Source organism: Streptomyces griseoloalbus (assembly GCA_014650015.1).
GTDB lineage: Bacteria > Actinomycetota > Actinomycetes > Streptomycetales > Streptomycetaceae > Streptomyces > Streptomyces griseoloalbus.
Genome location: BMUD01000015.1, coordinates 58,769 through 84,047 on the forward strand (window position 1 = coordinate 58,769; position 25,279 = coordinate 84,047).

Sequence of the window (25,279 nt, forward strand, 5' to 3'; positions counted from 1 at the left end):
TTACAGCTTCATCAGGCTGGCGTCGTCGACCGAGGCCGAGTGGCGGGAACGGAACAGGGACACGATGATCGCCAGCCCGACCACGACCTCCGCGGCGGCGACGACCATCGTGAAGAAGGCGATGATCTGGCCGTCGAGGTTGCCGTGCATCCGGGAGAAGGCGACGAACGCGAGGTTGCAGGCGTTGAGCATGAGCTCGACGCACATGAACACGACGATCGCGTTGCGCCTGATCAGCACCCCCGTGGCGCCGATCGTGAACAACAGGGCGGCGAGGTACAGATAGTTGACCGGGTTCACTTCGACGCCTCCTCGGCCCGCTTGAACGTCGGCGCGTCGATGGCGTGGCGCTCCAGCCGCTCCTCCGCGCGCCGCTCCATCGCCCGCAGGTCGTTGATCGCCTCCTGCGACACGTCACGGACCTGACCGCGGTCCCGCAGCGTCTTGCTGACGGTGAGGTCCGACGGGGTGCCGTCGGGCAGCAGGCCCGCGATGTCCACGGCGTTGTGCCGGGCGTACACGCCGGGCGCCGGGAGCGGCGGCAGGTACCTGCCCTCGCGGACGCGCTGCTCGGCCATCTCCCGCTGCGTCTTGGCGCGCTCGGTGCGCTCCCGGTGGGTGAGCACCATGGCGCCGACGGCGGCCGTGATGAGCAGGGCACCGGTGATCTCGAAGGCGAAGACGTACTTGGTGAAGATGAGGGCCGCCAGGCCCTCCACGTTGCCGCCGGCGTTCGCCTCGCCGATGCCGTTGAACTCACTGAGCGAGGCGTGGCCGATCCCGGCGATCAGCAGGATGCCGAAGCCGAGACCGCACAGCAGGGCCAGCCAGCGCTGGCCCTTGATGGTCTCCTTCAGGGAGTCCGCCGCGGTGACACCGACCAGCATCACCACGAACAGGAACAGCATCATGATCGCGCCGGTGTAGACGACGATCTGGACGACGCCGAGGAAGTAGGCGCCGTTGGCCAGGTAGAACACGGCCAGGATGATCATGGTCCCGGCGAGGCAGAGCGCGCTGTGCACGGCCCGCTTCATGAAGACGGTGCACAGGGCGCCGATCACCGCGACGGTGCCGAGGACCCAGAACTGGAAGGCCTCTCCGGTGGAGGTGGAGTAGGCGGCGAGCTGCTCGGTCATCGCCCCGTCACCTTCTCCGACGCCGGTTCCTCCGCGCCGAAGGTCGAGGCGGCCTCCTGCACCACCTCGCCCTCGGAGTGGGCGACCTGCTGCTCCGTACCGGGTGCGGCCTCGGTGACCAGGCCCCGGTAGTAGTCCTGTTCGTCGGTGCCCGGGTACATGGCGTGCGGAGAGTCGACCATCCCCTCCTCCAGACCGGCGAGCAGCTGCTCCTTGGTGTAGATGAGGTTGGCGCGGCTGGAGTCCGCCAGCTCGAACTCGTTGGTCATCGTCAGCGCGCGCGTGGGGCACGCCTCGATGCACAGGCCGCACAGGATGCAGCGGGCGTAGTTGATCTGGTAGACGCGGCCGTACCGCTCGCCGGGCGAGTAGCGCTCCTCGTCGGTGTTGTCCGCGCCCTCGACGTAGATCGCGTCGGCGGGGCAGGCCCAGGCGCACAGCTCGCAGCCGACGCACTTCTCCAGGCCGTCCGGATGGCGGTTGAGCTGGTGCCGTCCGTGGAAGCGGGGAGCGGTGGTCTTCTGCTGCTCCGGGTACTGCTCGGTCAGCCGCTTCTTGAACATGGCCTTGAAGGTCACGCCGAAGCCGGCCACGGGGTTCAGGAAACCGGGCTTGGTCTCCTTGGGCTCCTCAGCCATCGTGCGCCTCCTTTCCATCCGTGGATCCGCCCAGAGGTCCGTCACTCCGAGTATCGGGCCCACCACTGACAATCAGCTCGCGCTCGCGGCGCGGCCTGCGTCGCGGCACCGGCGGCAACTCCTGCCCCGGCAGGGGCGGGACGGGGAATCCGCCCGCCATGGGGTCGAAGCCGGGCGTGCCCTCGGGGGGCTGCTCGGCTTCCTTCGCCTTCGCCCGGAAGATGTCGATGACGAAGGACAGCAGCAGGAGGGCGAGGACGGCACCGCCGATGTAGAGGGCGATGTCGGCGAAGTCGTAGTTCTCGTTCCGCAGGGCCCGCACGGTGGCGACCAGCATCAGCCACACCAGGGAGACCGGGATGAGGACCTTCCAGCCGAGCTTCATCAGCTGGTCGTAGCGCACGCGTGGGAGCGTGCCGCGCAGCCAGACGAAGAAGAACAGCAGCAGCTGGACCTTGACCGTGAACCACAGCAGCGGCCACCAGCCGTGGTTCGCGCCCTCCCAGAAGGTGCTGATGGGCCACGGGGCCCGCCAGCCGCCCAGGAAGAGCGTCACGGCGACGGCCGAGACGGTCACCATGTTGATGTACTCGGCGAGCATGAACATCGCGAACTTGATCGACGAGTACTCGGTGTTGAAGCCGCCGACCAGGTCACCCTCGGACTCGGGCATGTCGAAGGGGGCGCGGTTGGTCTCGCCGACCATGGTGACGATGTAGATGATGAAGGAGACCGGCAGCAGCAGGATGTACCAGCGGTCGGTCTGCTGCTCGACGATCGTCGACGTCGACATCGACCCCGAGTAGAGGAACACGGAGGCGAACGCGGCGCCCATGGCGATCTCGTAGGAGATCATCTGCGCGCAGGAGCGCAGGCCCCCCAGCAGCGGATAGGTGGATCCGGAGCTCCAGCCCGCCAGGACGATGCCGTAGATGCCGACCGAGGCGACCGCGAGGATGTAGAGCACCGCGATCGGCAGGTCGGTGAGCTGCATCGTGGTGCGGTGGCCGAAGATCGAGATCTCGTTGCCGGACGGCCCGAAGGGGATCACCGCGATCGCCATGAAGGCCGGGATGGCCGCGACGATCGGCGCGAGGACGTACACCGCCTTGTCCGCGCGCTTGACGATGACGTCTTCCTTGAGCATCAGCTTCACGCCGTCGGCGAGCGACTGGAGCATGCCCCAGGGGCCGTGCCGGTTGGGACCGATGCGCAGCTGCATCCAGGCGACGACCTTGCGCTCCATGACGATGGAGATCAGCACGGTCACCATCAGGAACGCGAAGCAGAACACCGCCTTGATGGCGACCAGCCACCAGGGATCGTGGCCGAACATCGAGAGGTCTTCAGCGGCGAGGTACGGGCTCATGCCTCCACCTCCTTGGGGGCCTCGCCGGCGAGCGTCGCCGGTCCGATGCGGACGAGGGAGCCGGGCTGTTCCCCGGTGTCGGAGGCGACGCCGCCACCGGCGGAGTTCAGCGGGAGCCACACCACCCGGTCGGGCATCTCGGTGATCTGCAGGGGCAGCTCGACCGTTCCCGCGGTCCCGGTCACCGCCAGCGGGTCGCCGTCCTTGACGCCGACCTCGGCGGCCGTGGCGGCCGACACGCGCGCGTGGGCGGCGTGCCGGGTACCGGCGAGCGCCTCGTCGCCCACCTGCAGCAGCCCCTGGTCGAGCAGCAGCCGGTGCCCGGCGAGCACCGCCTCCCCGACGGCCGGCCGGGGCAGGGCGCCCGCGGTCTCCAGCGGGTCGGTGGCCAGGGGGCCGTCCCAGGTGCCGAGCCGGTCGAGCTCCGCGCGGACCGTGCGCAGATCCGGCAGTCCCAGGTGGACGTCCATGGCGTCGGCCAGCATCTGCAGCACGCGCGCGTCGGTGGGCGCGAGACGCCGGGTCATCTGGTCGGGCTTGAGCGCCGCCTCGAAGAGACGGACCCTGCCCTCCCAGTTGAGGAAGGTGCCGGCCTTCTCGGCGACCGCGGCGACGGGCAGGACCACGTCGGCGAGCTCGGTGACCTCGCTGGGCCGCAGCTCCAGCGAGACCACGAACCCGGCCTCGGCGAGTGCCGCACGCGCGCGTGCCGGGTCGGGCAGGTCGGTGACCTCCACGCCCGCGACCAGCAGCGCCTGGAGCTCGCCGCGTGCCGCCGCCTCGACGATCTGTCCGGTGTCACGGCCGTAGCGGTGCGGCAGTTCGGCGACGCCCCAGACGGCGGCGACCTCCTCACGCGCGCGCGGGTCGGTCGCCGGGCGTCCGCCCGGCAGCAGCGACGGCAGCGCGCCCGCCTCGACGGCGCCCCGCTCCCCGGCCCGGCGCGGGATCCACACCAGCCGGGCACCGGTCGCGGCGGCGCTGCGTACGGCCGCGGTCAGGCCGCCCCGTACGGCCGCCAGCCGCTCGCCGACGACGATCACCGCGCCCTCGGCCCGCAGCGCCTCGGCGGCCCTGGCCCCGTCGCCCTCCAGGCCGACGCCGCTCGAGAGCGCGTCCAGCCATTCGGTCTCGGTGCCGGGAGCCGCCGGCAGCAGCGTGCCGCCGGCCTTCTGAAGACCGCGCGTGGCGTGCGTGGCCAGGGCGAAGGTCCGCTGTCCGTGCCCGCGCCGGGCCTTGCGCAGCCGCAGGAAGACGCCGGGCGCCTCCTCCTCGGACTCGAACCCGACCAGCAGGACGGCCGGCGCCTCCTCCAGCGCGGTGTACGTGACGCCCGTACCGTCGAGATCACGGCCGCGGCCCGCCACCCGCGCGGCGAGGAAGTCGGCCTCCTCACCGCTGTGCACGCGCGCGCGGAAGTCGATGTCGTTGGTATCGAGCGCCACGCGGGCGAACTTGCTGTAGGCGTAGGCGTCCTCGACGGTGAGCCGGCCGCCGGTCAGGACACCGGTGCGGCCGCGCGAGGCCAGCAGCCCCTGGGCGGCGATCTGCAACGCCTCCGGCCAGGACGCCGGTTCGAGGTCGCCCTCCGGGTTGCGCACCAGTGGCGTCTCGAGCCGGTCCCGCTGCTGGGCGTACCGGAACGCGAAGCGTCCCTTGTCGCAGATCCACTCCTCGTTGACCTCGGGGTCGTGCGCGGCGAGCCGTCGCATGACCTTGCCGCGCCGGTGGTCGGTGCGGGTGGCGCAGCCGCCGGAGCAGTGCTCGCACACCGACGGCGACGAGATCAGGTCGAAGGGGCGGGAACGGAACCGGTAGGCGGCCGAGGTGAGCGCGCCGACCGGGCAGATCTGGATGGTGTTGCCGGAGAAGTACGACTCGAAGGGATCGCCCTCGCCGGTGCCGACCTGCTGGAGGGCGCCCCGCTCGACCAGCTCGATCATCGGGTCGCCCGCGATCTGGTTGGAGAAGCGGGTGCAGCGGGCGCACAGCACGCACCGCTCGCGGTCGAGCAGCACCTGTGTGGAGATCGGGACGGGCTTTTCGTAGGTGCGCTTCTTGCCCTCGAAGCGCGATTCGGCGTGGCCGTGCGACATCGCCTGGTTCTGCAGCGGGCACTCGCCGCCCTTGTCGCAGACCGGGCAGTCCAGCGGGTGGTTGATGAGCAGCAGCTCCATCACACCCTTCTGGGCCTTCTCCGCGACCGGCGAGGTGAGGTGGGTCTTGACCACCATCCCGTCGGTGCAGGTGATGGTGCAGGAAGCCATGGGCTTGCGCTGGCCCTCGACCTCGACGATGCACTGGCGGCAGGCGCCGGCCGGGTCGAGGAGCGGGTGGTCGCAGAACCGGGGGATCTCGATGCCGAGCTGTTCGGCGGCCCGGATCACCAGGGTGCCCTTGGGCACGCTGATCTCGGCGCCGTCGATCGTCAGCGTGACGAGGTCCTCGGGCGGGACCGCCGCCTCTCCACCTCCGGAGGAGCGCTCGCCCGCGGCGGAGCCGCTTGTGGACTGCTGAACGGTCATGCGTTCACCTCCGTACGGTGGTCGGCCCAGGCCGTGGACCTGGCCGGGTCGAAGGGGCAGCCCCGGCCCGTGATGTGCTGCTCGTACTCCTCGCGGAAGTACTTGAGCGAGGAGAAGATCGGCGAGGCGGCGCCGTCGCCGAGGGCGCAGAAGGACTTGCCGTTGATGTTGTCGGCGATGTCGTTCAGCTTGTCGAGGTCGGACATCCGTCCCTTGCCGGCCTCGATGTCGCGCAGCAGCTGCACCAGCCAGTACGTGCCCTCGCGGCAGGGCGTGCACTTGCCGCAGGACTCGTGGGCGTAGAACTCGGTCCAGCGGGTGACGGCGCGCACGACGCAGGTCGTCTCGTCGAAGCACTGCAGGGCTTTGGTGCCGAGCATGGAACCCGCGGCGCCCACTCCTTCGTAATCAAGAGGGACGTCGAGGTGCTCGTCGGTGAACATCGGCGTCGAGGAGCCGCCCGGCGTCCAGAACTTCAGCCGGTGACCCGGGCGCATCCCGCCGCTCATCTCCAGCAGCTGGCGCAGCGTGATGCCGAGGGGCGCCTCGTACTGGCCGGGGCCGGCGACGTGGCCGCTGAGGGAGTAGAGCGTGAAGCCGGGGGACTTCTCGCTGCCCATCGAGCGGAACCATTCCTTGCCCCGGTTCATGATGGCGGGAACCGACGCGATCGACTCGACGTTGTTCACCACAGTCGGGCAGGCATAGAGGCCCGCGACAGCGGGGAAGGGGGGACGGAGCCGCGGTTGACCCCGGCGGCCTTCGAGCGAGTCGAGCAGTGCGGTCTCCTCACCGCAGATGTACGCGCCCGCGCCCGCGTGCACGGTGAGTTCGAGGTCGAGTCCGCTGCCCAGGATGTTCTCGCCGAGGAAGCCGGCCTCACGGGCCTCGCGCACGGCCTCGTGCAGCCGCCGCAGCACGGGGACGACTTCACCCCGCAGATAGATGAAGGCGTGGGACGACCTGATGGCATGACAGGCGATGACGATGCCCTCGATGAGGCTGTGCGGGTTCGCGAAGAGGAGCGGAATGTCCTTGCACGTTCCGGGTTCCGACTCGTCGGCGTTGACAACAAGATAGTGAGGCTTGCCGTCCCCCTGGGGGATGAACTGCCACTTCATCCCCGTCGGGAAGCCGGCGCCGCCGCGCCCGCGCAGACCGGACTCCTTGACGTACGCGATGACGTCGTCCGGTGGCATGGCGAGCGCCTTGCGCAGCCCCTCGTACCCCTCGTGCCTCCGGTAGACGTCCAGCGTCCAGGACTCGTCCTCGTCCCAGAAGGCCGACAGCACGGGTGCGAGCAGCTTCTGTGGGCTCATGTCCTTGAGTTCGGGTGCCAAGGTCATCACTCCCCCTCCTCGGCGACGGGTCCCGACGAGTGGGACGGGTCGGAGGCCGATGTGTCCTGCGGCGCGTCGTGCGAGCTGAGGTGTTCCGTCGGTGACGGCTCGTGCGGCGGGGCGTCCCGGGGTGCCTCACCACGCGGGTGCACCACACGCGCGGGTGCGGCCTCCCCCTTGGCCAGCTTCAGGCCGATCAGGGAGGCGGGTCCCGCGCTGCCGGTGGCCTCGACGGCGCCGTCCCGCTCGTCGGGGAAGCCGGCCAGGATGCGGGCGGTCTCCTTGAAGGTGCACAGGGGCGCACCGCGCGTGGGCGCGACCGGGCGGCCGGCGCGCAGGTCGTCGACCATGCGCTTGGCGCTGTCGGGGGTCTGGTTGTCGAAGAACTCCCAGTTGACCATCACCACGGGCGCGAAGTCGCAGGCCGCGTTGCACTCGATGTGCTCCAGGGTGACCTTGCCGTCGTCGGTGGTCTCGCCGTTGCCGACGCCCAGGTGCTCCTGGAGCTCCTCGAAGATCGCGTCGCCGCCCATGACGGCGCACAGGGTGTTGGTGCACACCCCGACCTGGTAGTCACCGCTCGGCCTGCGCCGGTACATGGTGTAGAAGGTGGCGACCGCGGTCACCTCGGCCGTGGTCAGGCCGAGCATGTCCGCGCAGAACCGCATGCCGGTGCGCGTGACATGGCCCTCCTCCGACTGCACGAGGTGCAGCAGGGGCAGAAGGGCGGACCGGGAGTCCGGGTAGCGGGCGATGACCTCGCGCGCGTCGGTCTCCAGCCGGGCCCGGACGTCGTCCGGGTAGGCGGGTGCGGGCAGTTCGGGCATGCCCAGGCTGACGCCCCGCTCGGAAGAAGAGGTGGTCACCGGTCGACGCCTCCCATCACGGGGTCGATGGACGCGACGGCGACGATGACGTCGGCGACCTGGCCGCCCTCGCACATCGCCGCCATGGCCTGCAGGTTGGTGAAGGACGGGTCGCGGAAGTGGACCCGGTAGGGGCGGGTGCCGCCGTCGGAGACGACATGCACCCCGAGCTCGCCCTTGGGTGACTCGACCGCCGCGTACGCCTGTCCCGGCGGGACGCGGAAGCCCTCGGTGACCAGTTTGAAGTGGTGGATCAGGGCCTCCATGGAGGTGCCCATGATCTTCTTGATGTGGTCGAGGGAGTTGCCCAGTCCGTCCGGTCCCAGGGCGAGCTGGGCGGGCCAGGCGATCTTCTTGTCGGCGACCATGACCGGCCCGGGCCGGAGCCGGTCCAGGCACTGCTCGACGATGTGCAGCGACTGCCGCATCTCCTCCAGCCGGATCAGGAACCGGCCGTAGGAGTCGCAGGTGTCGGCGGTCGGGACCTCGAAGTCGTACGTCTCGTATCCGCAGTACGGCTGCGCCTTGCGCAGGTCGTGCGGCAGACCGGTGGAGCGCAGGATCGGGCCGGTGGCGCCGAGGGCCATGCAGCCGGCCAGGTCGAGGTAGCCGACGTCCTGCATGCGGGCCTTGAAGATGGGGTTCCCGGTGGCGAGCTTGTCGTACTCCGGGAGGTTCTTCTTCATCTTCTTCACGAACTCGCGGATCTGGTCCACCGCGCCGGGCGGCAGGTCCTGCGCGAGTCCGCCGGGGCGGATGTACGCGTGGTTCATCCTCAGGCCCGTGATGAGCTCGTAGATGTCGAGAATGAGTTCACGATCACGGAATCCGTAGATCATGATCGTGGTGGCGCCCAGCTCCATGCCGCCGGTGGCGATGCACACCAGGTGGGAGGAGAGCCGGTTGAGCTCCATCAGGAGCACCCTGATGATCGAGGCCCGGTCGGGCACCTGGTCCTCGATGCCGAGGAGTTTCTCGACCGCGAGGCAGTACGCCGTCTCGTTGAAGAACGGCGTCAGGTAGTCCATGCGCGTCACGAACGTGGTGCCCTGGGTCCACGTCCGGTACTCGAGGTTCTTCTCGATGCCGGTGTGGAGGTAGCCGATGCCGCAGCGGGCCTCGGTGACCGTCTCGCCGTCGATCTCCAGGATCAGACGGAGCACGCCGTGGGTGGACGGGTGCTGCGGGCCCATGTTGACGACGATGCGCTCGTCGTCGGCCCGGGCCGCGGTCTGGACGACCTCGTCCCAGTCGCCACCGGTGACGGTGTAGACGGTGCCTTCCGTCGTCTCCCGGGGGGACGCCATCGAGGAGGTGGTCCCGGAGGGACTCGACGAGGTGTGGTGGCCGGGCGACGGGTGGGGAGTGCTCACGAGTACGACCTCCGCTGGTCCGGAGCCGGGATCTGGGCGCCCTTGTACTCGACGGGGATGCCGCCGAGGGGATAGTCCTTGCGCTGTGGAAAGCCCTGCCAGTCGTCCGGCATCATGATCCGCGTCAGGGCCGGGTGACCGTCGAAGACGATGCCGAAAAAGTCGTACGTCTCGCGCTCGTGCCAGTCGTTCGTCGGATAGACCGAGAACAGCGACGGGATGTGCGGGTCGCTGTCGGGCGCGCTGACTTCGAGGCGGATCAGCCGGTTGTGGGTGATCGAGCGCAGGTGGTACACGGCGTGCAGCTCGCGGCCCTTGTCGTTCGGGTAGTGCACGCCACTGACGCCGGTGCACAGCTCGAAACGCAGGGCCGGGTCGTCGCGCAGGGTGAGGGCGACCTGGACCAGGTGCTCGCGTTCGATGTGGAAGGTGAGTTCGCCTCGGTCGACGACCGTCTTCTCGATGGCGTTGCCGGGGAGCAGGTCCTGCTCCTCCAGTGCGCCCTCCAGTTCGTCGGCGACCTCGTCGAACCAGCCGCCGTAGGGGCGGCTCGCCGGTCCCGGGAGCCGGACCGAGCGGACCAGCCCGCCGTAGCCGGAGGTGTCGCCGCCGTTGTTGGCGCCGAACATGCCGCGCTGGACGCGGATCTCCTCGCCGCCCCGGCCGCGCTGGCCAGGGAGGTTCTCGGCGGAGAGCTCCTTCTCGGGGTTCACGCCGTCCGCGTCACCCGCGGTGTTGTTCGCGTCACCCGGCGTGTTGTTCGCGTCGCTCATCGCAGCAGCCCCTTCATCTCGATCGTGGGCAGGGCCTTGAGCGCCGCCTCCTCCGCCTCGCGGGCCGCCTCCTCGGCGTTCACGCCGAGTTTGGAGCTCTGGATCTTCTGGTGGAGCTTGAGGATGGCGTCCATCAGCATCTCGGGGCGGGGCGGGCAGCCGGGGAGATAGATGTCGACCGGGACGATGTGGTCGACGCCCTGGACGATCGCGTAGTTGTTGAACATGCCGCCCGAGGAGGCGCAGACCCCCATGGAGATCACCCACTTGGGGTTCGGCATCTGGTCGTAGACCTGCCGGAGCACGGGCGCCATCTTCTGGCTGACCCGCCCGGCGACGATCATGAGGTCCGCCTGCCGCGGCGAGCCCCGGAAGACCTCCATACCGAAGCGCGCCAGGTCGTAGCGGCCGGCGCCGGTGGTCATCATCTCGATGGCACAGCAGGCGAGGCCGAACGTGGCGGGGAAGACGGACGACTTGCGTACCCAGCCCGCGGCCTGCTCGACGGTGGTCAGCAGGAATCCGCTCGGCAGCTTTTCTTCGAGTCCCATGACTAAAGGCCCCTCAGTCCCATTCCAGGCCGCCGCGCCGCCATACGTACGCGTACGCGACGAAGACGGTGAGCACGAAGAGCAGCATCTCCACGAGCCCGAAAATCCCCAGGGCGTCGAAGGTGACGGCCCAGGGGTAGAGGAAGACGATCTCGATGTCGAAGACGATGAAGAGCATCGCCGTCAGGTAGTACTTGATGGGGAAGCGCCCGCCGCCGGCCGGCGTCGGGGTCGGTTCGATCCCGCACTCGTAGGCCTCGAGCTTGGCGCGGTTGTACCGCTTCGGACCGATCAGCGTGGCCATGACCACGGAGAAGATCGCAAAGCCTGCCCCGAGGGCTCCCAGTACGAGGATGGGCGCATACGCGTTCACCGCTCCTCGCTCCTCTCAGTCGGCACTGACTGCTGGCGGTTTCCGTTGGACTCACATCCGCCTCATCGGTCCCGCGAACCACGCCCGCCCCGGCGAAGATCGAGAACATGTGAAGCAGGTCACAAGCCCAACCGCTCCGCATCCTATGCCCGTGGGTCTGTGATCTGCGACACGGGGTATTGCACAAGCTTTGTGATCTCCACCACCTGACGAAGGATCATGAAGTCGGATGAGCGGCGATCTTCATACGCGAAGCGTTCGCGCGATCACCAAACGTGACAATTTACCTCGTCGATGCAGCTCAGAAGGCCCGTCTCCATATCAAGAGGGTTCCCTTGCATGCAAATTGGTGCTGGACCTGATCTCTTGATAAAGGCGCGTTCACACATCAGAGGGGATGCCGGGTGGGATGTGGACGTGTGCACGCGTTCACGAAGTCGCGGCGTCGCGATCCGGCCACCGACCCCCCTCGACCGACCGCCGATCCTCCATCGACCGACTGTCGATCCCTCACCGATCGAGAACCGGTCACCCCTCGACGGTCGCCGCTCGCCCCTCGACGGTCGCCGCTCGCCCCTCGACGGCTGCCACTCACCCCTCGACGGTTGCCGCTCGATGTCGACCGGGGTGCGATCGACCCGCCCGACGCGACGGGGCGGGTAATCGTTCCGTGACCTCCGCCACATTCATGAAGGGCGCGCGAGAGGAGGGATTGGCCAATCAACCCAACCGATGGTAAGTGAGGGGCAATTCGGGCGTAACGATGAAAGTACGTGATCACGGGCCGATCACGGGCGCCCGCAATGTCCGTTACGGCGTCAATAAAGAACGACACGCCCGGGATTCGCACCCTCGATTGAACAACTGTGGCGCAGCACACGTTTCTTGAAGATATGAAGCAGGCCCTGGTACCGGTTGTTCCCATGTCCCACACCGCTCACATACGCAGCCACCGGAAACCCCGCCGCACCGCGTCGTCCACGATCGCGATGCGGGCCGGAGTTGCCGGTGGCGTCCTCAGCACCCTGGCAGTGGCCGGGGCGTCGGGTTCGGCGAACGCTGCCGAGCCGGTGGCGCAGACGCTTGAACTGCCCACCTTGACGGCAGACCTGGCCGCCCAGGTCGCCCAGTCCGCGGACGCCACCCAGCAGGCCGCCGCGAACTACCAGCTGCAGGCCGAGCGTGACGCGGCCGCCGCCGAGGCCGCCAAGGAGGCCAAGGCGGACCTCGCCGAGGCCAAGAAGAAGGCCGAGGCGAAGAAGAAGGCCGCGGAGGAGGCCCGCAAGGCAGCCGCCGAGCGCGCCACCCTCTCCGCCGCCACCACCACCACCACGACCGCCTCCGTGCCGACCGGCGGCAGCGTCGCGACGGTCATCGCCTTCCTGCAGGCGCAGGTGGGCGACGCCTACGTCATGGGCGCCTCGGGCCCCAACGCCTGGGACTGCTCCAGCCTGGTCCAGGCCGCGTTCCGCCAGGTCGGCGTCGACCTGCCGCGCGTCTCGCAGGACCAGTCGATGGTCGGCACCGATGTCTCGCTGTCCAACCTCCAGGTCGGCGACATCCTGTACTGGGGCGGCAAGGGCTCCGCCTACCACGTGGGTGTCTACATCGGCGGCGGCCAGTACCTGGACGCCGCCAACCCCTCCAAGGGCGTCGTCATCCAGGACCTTTCGGGCTACCCCGCGTCGGGTGCCGTGCGCGTGCTCTGAGCCGCGCCCCCTACGGGCCGAAGGGCCGCTGCCCCTCGGAGGCGGCGGCCCTCCCTCATGCGCGCGGCCGGGCGACCCGGCAGGACCGCGCACAGCCGGTCAAGATCGCCCGATTGCCCGAATCGTCCCGCTCGTGGGACGGGTTGGCAGTGCCGGCATGCGCCGACGGGACGCCGTGCAGCCCCGTGACGGCACCTCACGGCTCCCCGCGCAGACGCCGACGGCCGGAGTCCGTCCCCCGGACTCCGGCCGTCCACAGCGCCGCTCACAGCGGCCGGCATCAGGCGATGGCGCCGCCGGACCGCCGCGCGCCGCGCCGCAGGAACAGGAACAGGCCCGCGCCGAGGCCCAGCGCCAGCAGCGCCGCCCCGCCGATCAGCGCCACCCCGCCGGCACCGGTGGACGCCAGGCCGCCCACGGTTCCGTCACCCGAGATGTCGCCGGACGTGCCGTTCGTGCCGTTCGTGCCGGAGCCGGAAGAGCCGCCGGAACCGCCGGAGCCGGAGTCGCCCTCCTGGCCGGGCCCGGGCGAGGCCGTGCCGCCCGAGGTGCCGCCGTCACTCTGGCCCGTGCCGCCGTCCGTCGACTCGTCGGAGCCGTTGAGCACGATCCAGGCGGAGTCGTTCGCGTGGTCGGAGTCGAAGGGGTTGTCCCACTCGGGCAGGGCCACCTCGGCCTTGGCGCCCTCGACGACCCGGTCGACGCGCAGCTCGAACGGGAAGCTCAGCTCGGCGTCCTCCAGCAGCGGGGTGCTCACCCAGCAGCGGTAGCCCTTCTCGCCCTCGGCGATGGTGCTCTCCCCGCACTCCTCCGGGGCCTTGGTGACCGCCGCCCCTTCGGGGACCGCCACCGTGAAGGTGATGGGCTCGCCGCCGGACCGCAGGGCGCTGATCCAGGCCGGGCCGTTGTTGCGGAAGCCGATCTCCGCCGTGACGGTGTCTCCGGCCGCGCCGTCCGCCGAGGCGCCGGTCAGCTCCAGGTCGTAGGTGTTGGTCGTGGGCAGGTCCAGTTCCGCGTACGGGGAGTAGTCCGCGGGGTCGGCGCCGGCGACCTTCCTCAGCTCCAGGTCCGCTCCGGTGCCCGGCCGGTAGTCCTTGGCCGCGCGCAGGCCGGCCGCCTCGCTCGGGCTGACGGCCGTGAAGGAGTACGTGAAGATGTCGTGCAGCGCGAAGTCCGCGGTCCGCACCTTCAGCGGTTTCGCCAGCGCGTACGCCGTCCCGGCGTCGATGGTGTCCGGGAAGGTGCAGATGGCGTCGGTGCCCTGGCGCAGCAGGGGGCCGGTGGTCACCTCGGCGTAGGAGCAGTTGCCGTAGGAGTCGGGGAAGGACACCCCTCGGGAGCCGTGGAAGCGCAGCACCGCTCCCTCGGAGGGCATGCTGCCGGCGTTGCGCAGGCCCACGGGCGCCCTGTAGGTGCCGCCCGCCCGGAGGTTCTCGGGCAGCGAGAGCTGCCGGTTGACGAACTCGGGGCCGCCGACGAGCACATCGACGGTGAGCGGCGTGAAGTCCAGCCCCTCGCCCTCACCGGTGACGGTGATGCTGCCGAAGTCCCCGGCCTCGCTGTCGTCGTCGACGTCGAGCCGGATGCCGCCGAGCCGGTTGTACTGCTCGCCCGCGTACAGCTCGCTGCCGGTGCAGACCGCGACGAGGCCGTCGGCGTCGCACGGGAGCTTCACCGAGGCGACGCCCGCCAGCTCGGTGGCGTCGATGCGGATCGTGTAGTCGCCGGTGAACACGGGCGGGATGACGCCGTCGCCCTCGAACTCCTCCCCCGGGGCCTTCAGCCGCAGCATGACCTGCGGTTCCGAGGGGTCTGGGTTGTCGGACCGCAGCGACAGGTCGACCCGGTCCTCGCCGGTGATCGTGACGGGCAGGGGCGCGTCGGCCGCCCGGGCGGTACCTGCGACACCGACGGCGATCAGACTCGTGGCGGCCACCAGCCCCAGGGCTCTGAGCGGCCCTGACCGCCGGTTTGCCTGCTGTGTCATGGAAGGCTCTTTCGTCGAACGGGACGTGCTCGAGTGAGTACGTCCCGTTCGACACCGGTGACGACCGATCAGTTGTTCACGAATGCGTCACATAACGGTCGCATTCGCGCATACGCCGATCGCGATCGCGATCGCGCAGACCTCCCCGGTCGGCGCCGCTACCGCGGCCGCCGGGGTCTCACGCCTTCGGCGCCACCTTGCTCAGACCGTTGATGATGCGGTCCATCGCGTCGCCGCCCGTCGGGTCCGTCAGGTTGGCGAGCAGCTTCAGCGTGAACTTCATCAGCAGCGGGTGCGTCAGTCCGCGCTGGGCGGCGATCTGCATGACCTTCGGGTTGCCGATGAGCTTCACGAAGGCGCGGCCGAGCGTGTAGTAGCCGCCGTAGGTGTCCTTCAGGACGCGCGGATAGCGCTGGAGGGCGATCTCCCGCTGGGCCGGCGTGGCCCGCGCGTGTGCCTGCACGATGACGTCGGCGGCGAGCTGCCCGGACTCCATGGCGTAGGCGATGCCCTCGCCGTTGAACGGGTTCACCAGGCCGCCCGCGTCACCGACGAGCAGCAGCCCGCGCGTGTAGTGCGGCTGGCGGTTGAAGGCCATGGGCAGCGCGGCGCCGCGGATCGGGCCGGTCATGTTGTCCGGGGTGTAGCCCCAGTCCTCCGGCATCGAGGCGCACCAGGCCTTGAGGACCTCGCGCCAGTCCAGTTCCTTGAAGGAGTCGGAGGTGTTGAGCACGCCGAGGCCGACGTTGCTCGTCCCGTCGCCCATGCCGAAGACCCAGCCGTAGCCGGGCAGCAGGCGGTCCTGCGGACCGCGGCGGTCCCACAGCTCCAGCCAGGACTCCAGGTAGTCGTCGTCGTGGCGGGGCGAGGTGAAGTACGTACGGACCGCGACGCCCATCGGGCGGTCCTCGCGGCGGTGCAGCCCCATCGCGAGGGACAGCCGGGTGGAGTTGCCGTCGGCGGCCACGACCAGCGGGGCGTGGAAGGTGACTTCCCGCTTCTCCTCGCCGAGCTTGGCCTTCACTCCCGTGATGCGCCCGGTGCGGTCGTCGACGATGGGCGCGCCCACGTTGCAGCGCTCGTACAGCCGGGCGCCCGCCTTCTGGGCCTGCCGGGCGAGCTGCTCGTCGAAGTCGTCGCGCTTGCGGACCAGACCGTAGTCGGGGAAGGAGGCGAGATCCGGCCAGTCCAGCTGGAGGCGGACACCGCCGCCGATGATGCGCAGGCCCTTGTTGCGCAGCCAGCCGGCCTCCTCGGAGATGTCGATGCCCATCGACACCAGCTGCTTCACGGCGCGCGGGGTGAGGCCGTCGCCGCAGACCTTTTCCCGCGGGAACTCGGTCTTCTCCAGCAGGAGCACATCGAGTCCGGACCGGGCCAGGTGGTAGGCGGTGGTGGAGCCGGCTGGCCCCGCGCCCACGACGATCACATCGGCGGTGTTGTCGGCAGGGGGCTCGGTCACGGCGGGATCTCCCCAAGTTCGAAATATGCGTGCCGACCGGCACTGGACACGGGCAGTCTATTCAGCAGAATTGATCACCCGGCTGAAGGGTTGCCTCGTGAACCGAGCTCTCCCCGCTGTACTGCTGCGCGTCCCCACCCATGAGGACGCCGTCGCCTGGCACCGGATCTTCGACGACCCCGATGTCATGGAGTTCCACGGAGGCGCGTCGGCGGAGCTGTCGGTCTACGAGGAGCTCACCGCCCGCCAGCGCCGGCACGACGCCGAGCGCGGCTTCTGCCTGTGGAGCATGCTCGACGAGTCCGGCCGGGTCATCGGCTTCACCGGCGCCCAGCCGTGGGAGCGCGACTGGGGTCCCACGGGCGAGATCGAGATCGGCTGGCGGCTGGCACGCGAGCACTGGGGCAAGGGGTACGTCACCGCGGCGGCGCTGCAGACGCTTGAGCGGGTGCGCGAGGCGGGCCTGAAGGGCGTGGTGGCGATGGTCGACGCCCGCAACTCCCGCTCCATAGCGGTCACCCAGCGGCTGGGCATGCGCCTCGGCGAGACGCTCACGACGCCGGCCTCGCGCCGGGAGGCCCACTGCTACCGGCTGGACCTCTGACCCCGGCAGCCCTCCGCGCCCCGGCCACCGCACCAATTCGTCACTCTGAGTAGTCGCTTGTCACGGAACGCCACATGAGGCTTCCTGTGGACGCCGCACCGGGTCTACTCTGCCGGTACCGCTGGGGGGTGACGTCCGTGCGTGTGACACCCGAGACACCCGAAGTGCGCGTGCCGCGCCTGGTCGGTCTGATGGCCGTGGACGCGCGCGAGTCGGCCCGGGCGCGGGGCCTGTTCGTCAACGCGCCGGACCGGCCGGACTTCCCCCTCGTCGTCGTCGACTACGTCGTACGCCAGTACCCGGGGCCCGGCACCGAGGTGCCCCGGGACTCCGTGGTCCATGTGTGGTTCGACGTCGGTGAGGGCGACGGCGGCGGCGGGGTGCGCGAGCCGCGCGGGCCCGAGCCGCCCACGGGCGGGCCCCGGCGGGAGCTGGAGGAACCCGGCACCGCCCACGCGGCGCTCCTCAGCTCTCCTTGAAGCCCCGGTGCAGCGCCACCACACCGCCGGTCAGATTGCGCCAGGCGACCTTCGACCAGCCGGCGCCCTGCAGCCGTTCGGCCAGGGCGGGCTGGTCGGGCCAGGCGCGGATCGACTCGGCGAGGTAGACGTAGGCGTCCGGGCTGGACGACACCGACCGGGCGACCGGCGGCAGCGCGCGCATCAGGTACTCGGTGTACACGGTGCGGAACGGCGCCCACGTCGGATGCGAGAACTCGCAGATGACGATCCGCCCGCCGGGCCGGGTCACCCGGCGCATCTCGCGCAGCGCCGCGTCGGTGTCCTGCACGTTGCGCAGCCCGAAGGAGATGGTGACGGCGTCGAACACGTCGTCCTTGAAGGGCAGCCGGGTCGCGTCGCCGGCGGTGTACGGCAGCCAGGCGCGGTTGCGCTTGCCGACCTGGAGCATGCCGAGGGAGAAGTCGCAGGGCACGACGTAGGCGCCGGTGCGGGCGAAGGGCATCGACGACGTGCCCGTGCCGGCCGCCAGGTCGAGGACCTTCTGCGCGGGCCGCGCGTCGACCGCCTTCGCGACCTCCTTGCGCCATCGCCGGTCCTGGCCGAGGGACAGCACGTCGTTGGTCAGGTCGTACCGTTCCGCGACGTCGTCGAACATCGAGGCGACTTCGTGCGGCTGCTTGTCCAGGGATGCGCGGGTCACCCGCCCATTCTTGCAGCCCGCTCTCCCGGCGGAGGCGCCGGCTTCCCGCGCGCGCGAGATCCGCGCAGGCGTTCACGGCGTGATCAGCGCCGCCGGTGCACCAGACGCCCGGCGCACACGGTCGCCACGCACGCCCCCGTGTCGTCGAAGACCGCCAGGTCGGCGCGGCCGGTGCGGCGGATGCAGGGCTCCCCCACAGGTGACGGCGCGCTGGGCCACACCACGACACCGTTGCGCTCGGCGGCCGCGCGGAGTTCGGGTGTGCCGGCGTGCTCCTCCAGAACCACCACGGCACCCAGCTTCAGCACCTCGTGGATGCGCTCGCGAGGCGTCGGCGCGGCCGGCAGCGGGCCCTCGTGGACGCGCGCGGGGCCGAGGACGCCCGGCCAGCTGCGTACGCGGGCCCCCGGGAACCGCTCGCGCAGGTCCTCGAACGTCCCGACGTCCCCGATCCGATCCCGTCCCACCACCACGGCACCGTCCCTGATGGGCTCGGAGCTCCAGCTGACCCGGACCTCGCGCGCGGTGTGAATGGTCTCCAACTCGATCCGCCCGGCAGGTCAGTTGGAGGTGAGGAGCTTCAGCTCCGGGTGGGCGGTGCCGCCCTCGATGGCCGTGGAGGAGATGTGGGAGACCACGCGGTCGTCGACGGGGTCGTTCGCCGGGTCGTCGTGCACGACGAGGTGCTCGTACGTCGTCGCCCGCTGGGCCGGGACCCGCCCGGCCTTCCTGATCAGGTCGATGATCTCCAGCCGGTTGGAGCGGTGCTTGGCACCGGCGGAGGAGACCACGTTCTCCTCGAGCATGATCGAGCCGAGGTCGTCCGCGCCGTAGTGCAGGGAGAGCTGGCCGACCTCCTTGCCGGTGGTGAGCCAGGAACCCTGGATGTGGGCCACGTTGTCGAGGAAGAGGCGGGCAATGGCGATCATCCGCAGGTACTCGAAGAGGGTGGCCTGGGTGCGGCCCTTCAGGTGGTTGTTCTCCGGCTGGTAGGTGTACGGGATGAAGGCGCGGAAGCCGCCCGTGCGGTCCTGTACGTCGCGGATCATCCGCAGGTGCTCGATGCGCTCGGCGTTGGTCTCGCCGGTGCCCATCAGCATGGTGGAGGTGGATTCGACACCGAGGTTGTGCGCGATCTCCATGATCTCCAGCCAGCGCTCGCCGGACTCCTTCAGCGGCGCGATGGCCTTGCGCGGCCGGGCGGGCAGGAGCTCGGCGCCGGCGCCGGCGAAGGAGTCGAGGCCGGCGGCGTGGATGCGCCGGATCGCCTCGTCGACGCTCACCTCGCTGATCCGCGCCATGTGCTCGACCTCGCTCGCCCCCAGGCTGTGGATGACGAGCTGCGGGAACTCCTTCTTGATGGCGGCGAAGTGCTTCTCGTAGTACTCGACGCCGTAGTCCGGGTGGTGACCGCCCTGGAACATGATCTGCGTACCGCCGAGCTCGACCGTCTCGGCGCAGCGCCGCAGGATGTCGTCGAGGTCGCGGGTCCAGCCCTTCGCCGTGTCCTTGGGGGCCGCGTAGAAGGCGCAGAACTTGCACGCCGTGACGCAGACGTTGGTGTAGTTGATGTTGCGCTCGATGATGTACGTCGCGATGTGCTCGGTACCGGCGTACCGCCGCCTGCGGACGGCGTCGGCGGCGGCGCCCAGCGCGTGCAGCGGCGCGTCGCGGTAGAGGTCGAGGGCCTCTTCGGGGGTGATCCGCCCACCGGCGGCGGCACGGTCGAGGAGGGGCTGAAGGTCGGCCTTCTCGGTCACCGGCGTCCCTTTCGTAAGGTTCGTAAGGGTTGTGGACGGACCGATCCAGCCTACGCCAGGGGGTGTCAGCGGTTGTCGTCAGGCCGCGTACGCGCCGATCAGCAGCCCGGCGAAGGCGCCGCTGATCAGGAACGGCCCGAACGGGATCGAGGTCTTGCGCCCCGCCCGGCGGGCGACGACGAGGGCACCCCCGTACAGCGCCCCGAACACGAAACCGGCGAGGGTGCCGAGCATCACGGTCGGCCAGCCGTACCAGCCGAGGACGGCGCCCGCGCCGAGCGCGAGCTTGACGTCGCCGAAGCCCATGCCGCCCGGGTTGATGAGGAACAGCACGAAGTAGCCGGCGCCCAGCGCGAGCGCGCCGAGCAGGGCGGTGGTCCACTCCCCCGCGTGCTCGGGGGTGAGGGCGGCGAGGCCGAGCAGGGCGAGGGCGGTTCCGGCGAACGGAAGGGTGAGCGGGTCGGGCAGCCGCTGCACCCGGAAGTCGACGACCGCCAGCAGCACGCCGACGGGCGCGAGCAGCAGCCACACGGCCAGCTCGGGCCGGGTCCCGGTGGCGGCGGCGAGGGCGGCGCAGACCAGCGCGGTCACGACGACGGGTGCGGCACCCGGTCCGTACGACGTCCCCGCGCACTGCCCGCATCGGGCCCTTCCCAGCCAGCCGCTCACCGGATGCCCCTCGGGGCAGGCGCCGCGCCACTCCTCCCCCGACGGTGCGGAGAACCGGTAGGCCGCGCGGGGCAGCACCGCGCCGGCCGCCGCGCCCCACAGCGCGGCGGCGACGATCAGCGCGACGTACAGGCTGTCGCTCATCCCGTCTGGGCCGCTCACCCGGCCGCCGCGACCGCGTCGCGCCAGGCCGGCAGCAGTTCGTCGAGCAGCGCCTCGGTGCGCGGCGGCAGCCCGCGGGCGCCGCTGCGGCCGATGAGGTCGGCGGCGAGGGCGGTGAGCCGCGCCGGGTCGTCGAGGGCGTGGGTGGCGCGCAGCAGCTCGTTCCACAGCCGCTCGTCGGCGGGGGCCGTGCGCAGCGCGGCGTCGATCGCCTCGATGGCCTTCTCCGCGCGGTTCTTCTCCATGTGGAACGCGGAGAGCGCGAGCCCGGTGTCCGCGACCAGCAGCGGGAGCTGGGCGTCGATGATCTCGTGGGTGAGCCAGCGGTAGCGGCCCTCGGGCCGGTCGGCGAGCAGCGGCCCGCGCACCAGCACCAGCGCGTCGGTGAGCAGCCGGCCGCGCACGGCCCGGCTGTCGACGCCCCGGCCCTGGGTGGCCTCGTGGTACAGCGACCGCAGCACGTCGAGGTCGGAGACCACGGACTTGGCGAGGGTGAGCCGCCCGGTGGCGTCCGTGCCGAGGCGGGCGGTGCCGTCGGGGTCGGTGCCGAGCCAGGCGCGCAGCCGCTCGACGAGGGCCTCGCGCACGTCGTCGGTGACGCCGCGCGGCCACAGCGCGGAGGACAGCACGCGCGGGTGCACGCCCTCGCGGTGCAGGAGCAGCAGCGCGAGCGCCTCGTGGAGCAGGGCGCTGCGCTCACCGTCCGGGGTGTCGAGCCCGATGATCTCGTACGGGCCGACGAGGCGCGCGTACACGGCGGGACGCCCCTGCTCGCTGATGTCGACGAGGAACGGCGGGGTGTTGGCGGGTCCGTCGGGGCCGCGATCGGGGTCGGCGCCGACGAACAGCTCGACGACGGCGCGCTGTTGGGCGGCGGGCAGGAGCTGGGCGTCGAGTTCGAGGCCGAGGAGCGGGGCGAGGAGCTTGCCCTCACCGGTGATCTCCATCTCCCAGGCGGCGCCCGGCAGATCGCCGCTGTCGGTGCCGACGAGATAGCCGATGCCGAGGCGGCCGGCGTCGGCGGCGAGTTCGGCGAGCGTGACGGCGTCCTCGGCGGACGGCGCGGCGGCGAGCAGCACGAGGTGCGGGGCCCAACGGGTGTGCTGGGCGGGGCCGGTGCGTCCGGTGAGCACGGAGTCGTGCCCGGCGGCGCCAAGCGCTCCGCGCCGCTGCCGGGTCTCGGCCTCCATCGTCTCGATGAGCGCCTCGATGTCGTCGAGGTGCCGCAGCCGGTTGGGGGCGAGGGGGGTCAGGTCCTCGCCGAATCCGACGAGGGTGATGGTCATCCGGTCCGACCACCCGTTGGTGGCCAACTCGGCGGCGACGGAGGCGAACACGGCGGCCCGGTCGGCCTCGCTGCCGCTCAGCGAGACGATGCCGGGCACGGACTCCAGGTTGAGCAGCAGCCGGGAGTCGTCCATGGTGCCGAGGCTGACGAGGCCCGGGTAGGGAGCGGCGGTGTCGACGTCCTCGTACCGCCCGGCGTCGTCCTTGGCGAGCGTCCAGGACGTCTGGTCCTGCCCGAGCTGCCAGGGCGTCGGCGGCTTCCCGGACGGCTGGGCGAGCTGGAGGTGCAGATCGCCGCTGCTGAGCCAGGCCGCGTAGACCGTGGGCAGCGGACGGGACTCGGCGGCGAGGGACGCGGCGAGCCCGCGCAGCGACCGGTCGAGCAGTCGTACGCCCTCGGGGTCGGCGCCGACCAGCAGGGCGTCCTGCACGTCCTGGGCGTCCCCGGCCGGCGTGGGCGGCTCCATCCCACGCCCGCCGATGCCGGCGAACGCCGACTGCCACAGCGCCTGCCGGCGGCGGTGCCCGAGGGCGCCGAGGAGACCGGCGGCGAGGAGCGGGGCGGCCAGGAGGGCTTCGGGGAGGCCGAAGGAGGAGGAGTCGTGCGCGGGGGTGGCGTGCTGCTGGGCTGGCTGCCGGTGACCGGCGTCGCCGGTGGCGGGTGCGGGCCGCTGCTCGGGCACGGACACCTGGGCGGATCCCCCGCCGCTGCCCTGGGCGTGGTCGCCGGTCCCGGCGTAGTCGTGGATCTGCTGCCGCACCTCGGGCGAGACCTCGGGGGCCTCGTCGGGCATCTCGACGAGGTCGCCGCCGCGCGCGTCGCCGGGCATCTCCATGATCCAGCCGGGCCTGATGAGGCTGGCCTCGGACAGCTTGGAACCGTCGGGCTGGGTCCGGTCCTTGTTGAGCTCGAAGATCTCCTTGTACCGGCGCCCGTCCCCGAGATGCCGCTCGGCGATCTCCCAGAGCGAGTCGTGGTGACGCCCCTCCGGCGGCTGGATCCGGTAGAACTTCGTGTCGCCCTGCTGCCGGGCGCCGCTGCTCCCCGCTTCGGCGTGCGACGCCTGCTCGGCGAGGGCGGCCGCGGCACCGGCCGCCTGCTCCTGCTGCTGGGCGAAGAAGCCGGGGGTCTGCTGGGCGGCGGCCACGGTGGGCCGCTGGTCGCCCTCGACGCTCTGCCCCAGCTGGCTCAGCCCCGGCGTGAAACTGGCCGCGGTGGCGCCGACGAGCAGCAGCGCGGCGACGAGCTGCCGGGCGAGCAGCTGACTGGGCCCGGCACCCGGTACGCGGCCCGGCACACCCACGCCGGACAGCGCGGCCTTCATCTCCACGAGCACACACGCGGTGAACTGGGCCCAGGCGAGCCAGACGACGAAGGTCAGAATGCCCAGGAAGGTCGAGACGGAGATGTCCTGCTTGAGCCATTCCATCGGCTCGAACGTGCTCGGGAACGGCCACCCGGCCGTCATCGCCAGCGCGAGCGGCACTCCGACGAGCAGCGCGAGCAGCGCCACGAATGCGAAGAACGCCTTGACGATGTCCCCGAACGTCCGCCGCCGCACCCGCACCGGCTGCGGCGTGCGGTTCCTGGGAGCCGTCGAGCTTGACGAGCTTGAACTGCGGCGTCGCGGCATGGCGGGAGTCCTGGGGTGTGTGGATGGAGGGTCACTTGAGCCTACAGAGATCTTATGGACTCGAACGGGCGCAGGCGAAGCCCCGCGTCGGCCCCTGCCCGGCACGACGGCACCCGCGGCGACTGCGCCGTTCGCGACAGCCACGGCACACTCCTCACCTCCCCCACACGATCCGCCGCCAGCTCACACGGGCCGACTACCTGCCCCCGGTAGCTTCGTTCTCTGTTGCACACAGCCGACACCAGGGGGAACGTCCGTGGCCCGCCGAGCCTTGACCACCACCGCGGCCGCGCTCACCGCGACGGCGGCCCTGCTGCTCTGCGCCTGCGGCGGCGGCGATGACGCACCGTCGGACGACATCAAGGGCGCGGACACGGCATCGGACACCCCGTCGGCCTCCGCCCCGGCCTCGGCGGCGTCCGGCGTGAAGCGCCCGGCGATCACCCTGCCGAGCGGCTCCCGGCTCACCTTCGAGAACTGGACGAGCAGCGATCCGGACGAGCAGGCCGTCCTCGACGACGGCAAGGAGGAACTCCGCTCGGGGTACGCGGCGATCATCGCGAACTACCCCGACAGCGAGGCGCTCGCCTTCTACCACACCGAGGGGCGCCTGTCGCAGGCCCAGCAGTGGATCAGGAGCCCCGTCGGCCGTGAAGGGCTACAAGGACTACGACCTCGGCAAGGACGGCTGCTTCAGGCGCGGTGTCGCCCCGGACCTGACCGGCCTCGACACCTCGCTGTGCGACCGGCTCATGTTCTGGCAGGAGGCGGGCGAGATCCCGACGTACCGGAAGCCCCCACGCCGGAGATCCTCGCCGCGTACGCCTACGACAAGGTCAAGGTCCCCGAGACCGAGATCGAGCTGAGGCCCGAGGCCAGGTCCACGGTGAACCTGCCGACCTGGGTCTGGCTCGACGAGGGCACCTTCAAGGACGTCACGGTCCGCGCCGAGCTCCCGCACACGGGTCTGTGGGCGGAGACGACCGCCAAACCGGTCGCCCTCCACCTGGAACCCGGCACGGACGACGCGGAGACCTACCCCGCCTCCGGCGACTGCGAGATCACCGACGACGGCTCGATCGGCAGCCCGTACACCAAGGGCGACGCCGACAGGACCCCGCCGTGCGGCATCCGCCACCTCCGCGCCACGGCCGGCGACCCGTACCGGCTGACGGCGTCGATCACCTGGCAGGTCCCCTGGGAAGGCAGCGGCGGCACGGGCGGCGACCTCCCCGACGGCACCTTCGAAACCACCCGGGACATGACCGTCCAGGAAATCCAGTCGAGCAACCGCTGACCGCGCCCCCCCTGGCCACTGAGCGACGAGCCCGTGAATTCAAGAAGCCCGACGATGAACTCACCCGGCTCGCCGAGGAGAAAATGAAGGTCGAGGACGAGCAGGGGAACGAAGGGGAAATGGGTGGGAAGCGACCCGGCGCCCCCTGAATAACGGCAGTGGGCCCCGGTCGGGGAATGCCCGGGGCCCACCGTTCACGCGCCGACAGTGAATGTCAGCGGCAGTGCTCAGACCGACGTGGTGTGCACGTGGCCGTCGCCCGCGATGCCGCCCGGGGTCACCGAGCCGCCCACACCGGCGCAGACGGCGAGCGGGCCGACCTCGGCGTACACACCCACGCCGGCGGATCCGCCGGCGGTGGTGACGGCCACACCGGCGTCGATGCCGGCGGAGACCGCCTGGCCACCGGACACGTTGTCCAGGTCCGCGTCGGAGATTTCGGCCGTTTCGACCTGCGAGGCGAAGTTCATGGCTGGCCTTTCCATTCGTAGCAAGGAATGCAGCGGCGGGGAGTTCGCCGGAAGCCCGGAACCCGGGCTCATCGGCGAGCCGTGCGTACTGATCAAAGCACGCCGGAGAACAGCCCACCAGTGGCGCGCA

The 25,279-nt window shown here is 70.8% G+C and carries 22 protein-coding genes and 1 pseudogene; 4 read left to right on the top strand and 19 right to left on the bottom strand.

What is annotated here, in order from left to right; genetic code table 11:
- The 11 genes from nuoK to IE178_RS22615 form a co-directional block, all read right to left on the bottom strand.
- Complete coding sequence (nuoK, locus tag IE178_RS22565) at positions 1 to 300, bottom strand: NADH-quinone oxidoreductase subunit NuoK (protein ID WP_004927567.1); 300 nt, start codon at positions 298 to 300, stop codon at positions 1 to 3.
- Positions 297 to 1,139, bottom strand: coding sequence for an NADH-quinone oxidoreductase subunit J (locus IE178_RS22570; RefSeq protein WP_193513567.1), 843 nt, complete (start codon positions 1,137 to 1,139; stop codon positions 297 to 299). The genes nuoK and IE178_RS22570 overlap by 4 nt, the downstream gene beginning before the upstream one ends.
- A complete protein-coding gene (nuoI, locus tag IE178_RS22575) occupies positions 1,136 to 1,777 on the bottom strand; it encodes an NADH-quinone oxidoreductase subunit NuoI (RefSeq protein WP_184760933.1) in 642 nt (213 codons plus the stop codon). Before nuoI ends, IE178_RS22570 begins: the two co-directional genes overlap by 4 nt.
- Complete coding sequence (gene nuoH / locus IE178_RS22580; RefSeq protein WP_184760932.1) at positions 1,770 to 3,146, bottom strand: NADH-quinone oxidoreductase subunit NuoH; 1,377 nt, start codon at positions 3,144 to 3,146, stop codon at positions 1,770 to 1,772. The genes nuoI and nuoH overlap by 8 nt, the downstream gene beginning before the upstream one ends.
- Positions 3,143 to 5,671, bottom strand: coding sequence for an NADH-quinone oxidoreductase subunit G (locus IE178_RS22585; RefSeq protein WP_184760931.1), 2,529 nt, complete (start codon positions 5,669 to 5,671; stop codon positions 3,143 to 3,145). Before IE178_RS22585 ends, nuoH begins: the two co-directional genes overlap by 4 nt.
- Positions 5,668 to 7,017, bottom strand: a complete 1,350-nt coding sequence (gene nuoF, locus IE178_RS22590; RefSeq protein WP_438874405.1) for an NADH-quinone oxidoreductase subunit NuoF — start codon at positions 7,015 to 7,017, stop codon at positions 5,668 to 5,670. Before nuoF ends, IE178_RS22585 begins: the two co-directional genes overlap by 4 nt.
- Positions 7,017 to 7,877, bottom strand: a complete 861-nt coding sequence (gene nuoE, locus IE178_RS22595; protein WP_184760929.1) for an NADH-quinone oxidoreductase subunit NuoE — start codon at positions 7,875 to 7,877, stop codon at positions 7,017 to 7,019. Before nuoE ends, nuoF begins: the two co-directional genes overlap by 1 nt.
- Complete coding sequence (locus IE178_RS22600; RefSeq protein WP_193513653.1) at positions 7,874 to 9,184, bottom strand: NADH-quinone oxidoreductase subunit D; 1,311 nt, start codon at positions 9,182 to 9,184, stop codon at positions 7,874 to 7,876. Before IE178_RS22600 ends, nuoE begins: the two co-directional genes overlap by 4 nt.
- Before the next feature lie 62 nt (positions 9,185 to 9,246).
- Positions 9,247 to 10,023: an NADH-quinone oxidoreductase subunit C gene (locus tag IE178_RS22605; RefSeq protein WP_184760927.1), complete on the bottom strand. Its 777-nt coding sequence runs from the start codon at positions 10,021 to 10,023 to the stop codon at positions 9,247 to 9,249.
- A complete protein-coding gene (locus tag IE178_RS22610) occupies positions 10,020 to 10,574 on the bottom strand; it encodes a NuoB/complex I 20 kDa subunit family protein (protein WP_018528252.1) in 555 nt (184 codons plus the stop codon). The genes IE178_RS22605 and IE178_RS22610 overlap by 4 nt, the downstream gene beginning before the upstream one ends.
- 13 nt (positions 10,575 to 10,587) lie before the next feature.
- Positions 10,588 to 10,947 (bottom strand): NADH-quinone oxidoreductase subunit A, encoded by a 360-nt coding sequence (locus IE178_RS22615; RefSeq protein WP_003992243.1) that lies wholly within the window; start codon positions 10,945 to 10,947, stop codon positions 10,588 to 10,590.
- Positions 10,948 to 11,840: 893 nt separating this feature from the next.
- On the opposite strand from IE178_RS22615, the gene IE178_RS22620 reads away from it, so the two are divergent.
- Entirely contained in the window at positions 11,841 to 12,656 is an 816-nt protein-coding gene (locus tag IE178_RS22620) for a C40 family peptidase (protein ID WP_193513569.1), read from the top strand.
- Between the two features lie 280 nt (positions 12,657 to 12,936).
- Here IE178_RS22620 and IE178_RS22625 read toward each other — a convergent pair whose 3' ends face one another.
- Entirely contained in the window at positions 12,937 to 14,643 is a 1,707-nt protein-coding gene (locus tag IE178_RS22625) for a hypothetical protein (RefSeq protein ID WP_193513570.1), read from the bottom strand.
- Positions 14,644 to 14,821: 178 nt separating this feature from the next.
- Positions 14,822 to 16,105: a geranylgeranyl reductase family protein gene (locus IE178_RS22630; RefSeq protein WP_193513571.1), complete on the bottom strand. Its 1,284-nt coding sequence runs from the start codon at positions 16,103 to 16,105 to the stop codon at positions 14,822 to 14,824.
- Positions 16,106 to 16,202: 97 nt separating this feature from the next.
- On the opposite strand from IE178_RS22630, the gene IE178_RS22635 reads away from it, so the two are divergent.
- Together IE178_RS22635 and IE178_RS22640 are read left to right on the top strand one after the other, a co-directional pair.
- On the top strand, positions 16,203 to 16,709 hold the full coding sequence (locus tag IE178_RS22635; protein ID WP_193513572.1) for a GNAT family N-acetyltransferase: 507 nt from the start codon (positions 16,203 to 16,205) through the stop codon (positions 16,707 to 16,709).
- Between the two features lie 137 nt (positions 16,710 to 16,846).
- The gene (locus IE178_RS22640; RefSeq protein WP_229875454.1) at positions 16,847 to 17,188 is read left to right on the top strand and encodes a PASTA domain-containing protein; all 342 of its coding nucleotides are present in this window, start codon (positions 16,847 to 16,849) and stop codon (positions 17,186 to 17,188) included.
- Here IE178_RS22640 and IE178_RS22645 read toward each other — a convergent pair.
- The 5 genes from IE178_RS22645 to IE178_RS22665 all read right to left on the bottom strand — a co-directional run bounded on the left by IE178_RS22645 (position 17,175) and on the right by IE178_RS22665 (position 23,382).
- The gene (locus tag IE178_RS22645; protein ID WP_193513573.1) at positions 17,175 to 17,870 is read right to left on the bottom strand and encodes a demethylmenaquinone methyltransferase; all 696 of its coding nucleotides are present in this window, start codon (positions 17,868 to 17,870) and stop codon (positions 17,175 to 17,177) included. The two genes, IE178_RS22640 and IE178_RS22645, sit on opposite strands and share 14 nt — an antisense overlap.
- An 83-nt stretch (positions 17,871 to 17,953) precedes the next feature.
- Positions 17,954 to 18,412 (bottom strand): imidazolonepropionase-like domain-containing protein, encoded by a 459-nt coding sequence (locus IE178_RS22650; protein ID WP_193513574.1) that lies wholly within the window; start codon positions 18,410 to 18,412, stop codon positions 17,954 to 17,956.
- 18 nt (positions 18,413 to 18,430) lie between these two features.
- On the bottom strand, positions 18,431 to 19,630 hold the full coding sequence (gene mqnC, locus IE178_RS22655) for a cyclic dehypoxanthinyl futalosine synthase (RefSeq protein ID WP_184760919.1): 1,200 nt from the start codon (positions 19,628 to 19,630) through the stop codon (positions 18,431 to 18,433).
- Positions 19,631 to 19,708: 78 nt separating this feature from the next.
- Complete coding sequence (locus IE178_RS22660) at positions 19,709 to 20,443, bottom strand: prepilin peptidase (RefSeq protein ID WP_184760918.1); 735 nt, start codon at positions 20,441 to 20,443, stop codon at positions 19,709 to 19,711.
- Positions 20,444 to 20,457: 14 nt separating this feature from the next.
- Complete coding sequence (locus IE178_RS22665) at positions 20,458 to 23,382, bottom strand: BTAD domain-containing putative transcriptional regulator (RefSeq protein ID WP_193513575.1); 2,925 nt, start codon at positions 23,380 to 23,382, stop codon at positions 20,458 to 20,460.
- 644 nt (positions 23,383 to 24,026) lie between these two features.
- On the opposite strand from IE178_RS22665, the pseudogene IE178_RS22670 reads away from it, so the two are divergent.
- Positions 24,027 to 24,679: pseudogene (locus IE178_RS22670) on the top strand (hypothetical protein); the annotation flags it as partial.
- Between the two features lie 227 nt (positions 24,680 to 24,906).
- Here the strand turns inward: IE178_RS22670 and IE178_RS22675 are convergent.
- The gene (locus IE178_RS22675; RefSeq protein WP_184760915.1) at positions 24,907 to 25,149 is read right to left on the bottom strand and encodes a hypothetical protein; all 243 of its coding nucleotides are present in this window, start codon (positions 25,147 to 25,149) and stop codon (positions 24,907 to 24,909) included.
- Between the last annotated feature and the right edge of the window lie 130 nt (positions 25,150 to 25,279).

Bases quoted from the DNA above. Each gene is read 5' to 3' on its own strand.
- IE178_RS22570 (WP_193513567.1), bottom strand. From the start codon at position 1,139: ATGACCGAGCAGCTCGCCGCCTACTCCACCTCCACCGGAGAGGCCTTC.
- nuoI (WP_184760933.1), bottom strand. From the start codon at position 1,777: ATGGCTGAGGAGCCCAAGGAGACCAAGCCCGGTTTCCTGAACCCCGTG.
- nuoH (WP_184760932.1), bottom strand. From the start codon at position 3,146: ATGAGCCCGTACCTCGCCGCTGAAGACCTCTCGATGTTCGGCCACGAT.
- IE178_RS22585 (WP_184760931.1), bottom strand. From the start codon at position 5,671: ATGACCGTTCAGCAGTCCACAAGCGGCTCCGCCGCGGGCGAGCGCTCC.
- nuoF (WP_438874405.1), bottom strand. From the start codon at position 7,017: ATGACCTTGGCACCCGAACTCAAGGACATGAGCCCACAGAAGCTGCTC.
- IE178_RS22600 (WP_193513653.1), bottom strand. From the start codon at position 9,184: ATGGCGTCCCCCCGGGAGACGACGGAAGGCACCGTCTACACCGTCACC.
- IE178_RS22605 (WP_184760927.1), bottom strand. From the start codon at position 10,023: ATGAGCGACGCGAACAACACGCCGGGTGACGCGAACAACACCGCGGGT.
- IE178_RS22610 (WP_018528252.1), bottom strand. From the start codon at position 10,574: ATGGGACTCGAAGAAAAGCTGCCGAGCGGATTCCTGCTGACCACCGTC.
- IE178_RS22620 (WP_193513569.1), top strand. From the start codon at position 11,841: ATGAAGCAGGCCCTGGTACCGGTTGTTCCCATGTCCCACACCGCTCAC.
- IE178_RS22625 (WP_193513570.1), bottom strand. From the start codon at position 14,643: ATGACACAGCAGGCAAACCGGCGGTCAGGGCCGCTCAGAGCCCTGGGG.
- IE178_RS22660 (WP_184760918.1), bottom strand. From the start codon at position 20,443: ATGAGCGACAGCCTGTACGTCGCGCTGATCGTCGCCGCCGCGCTGTGG.
- IE178_RS22665 (WP_193513575.1), bottom strand. From the start codon at position 23,382: ATGCCGCGACGCCGCAGTTCAAGCTCGTCAAGCTCGACGGCTCCCAGG.
- IE178_RS22675 (WP_184760915.1), bottom strand. From the start codon at position 25,149: ATGAACTTCGCCTCGCAGGTCGAAACGGCCGAAATCTCCGACGCGGAC.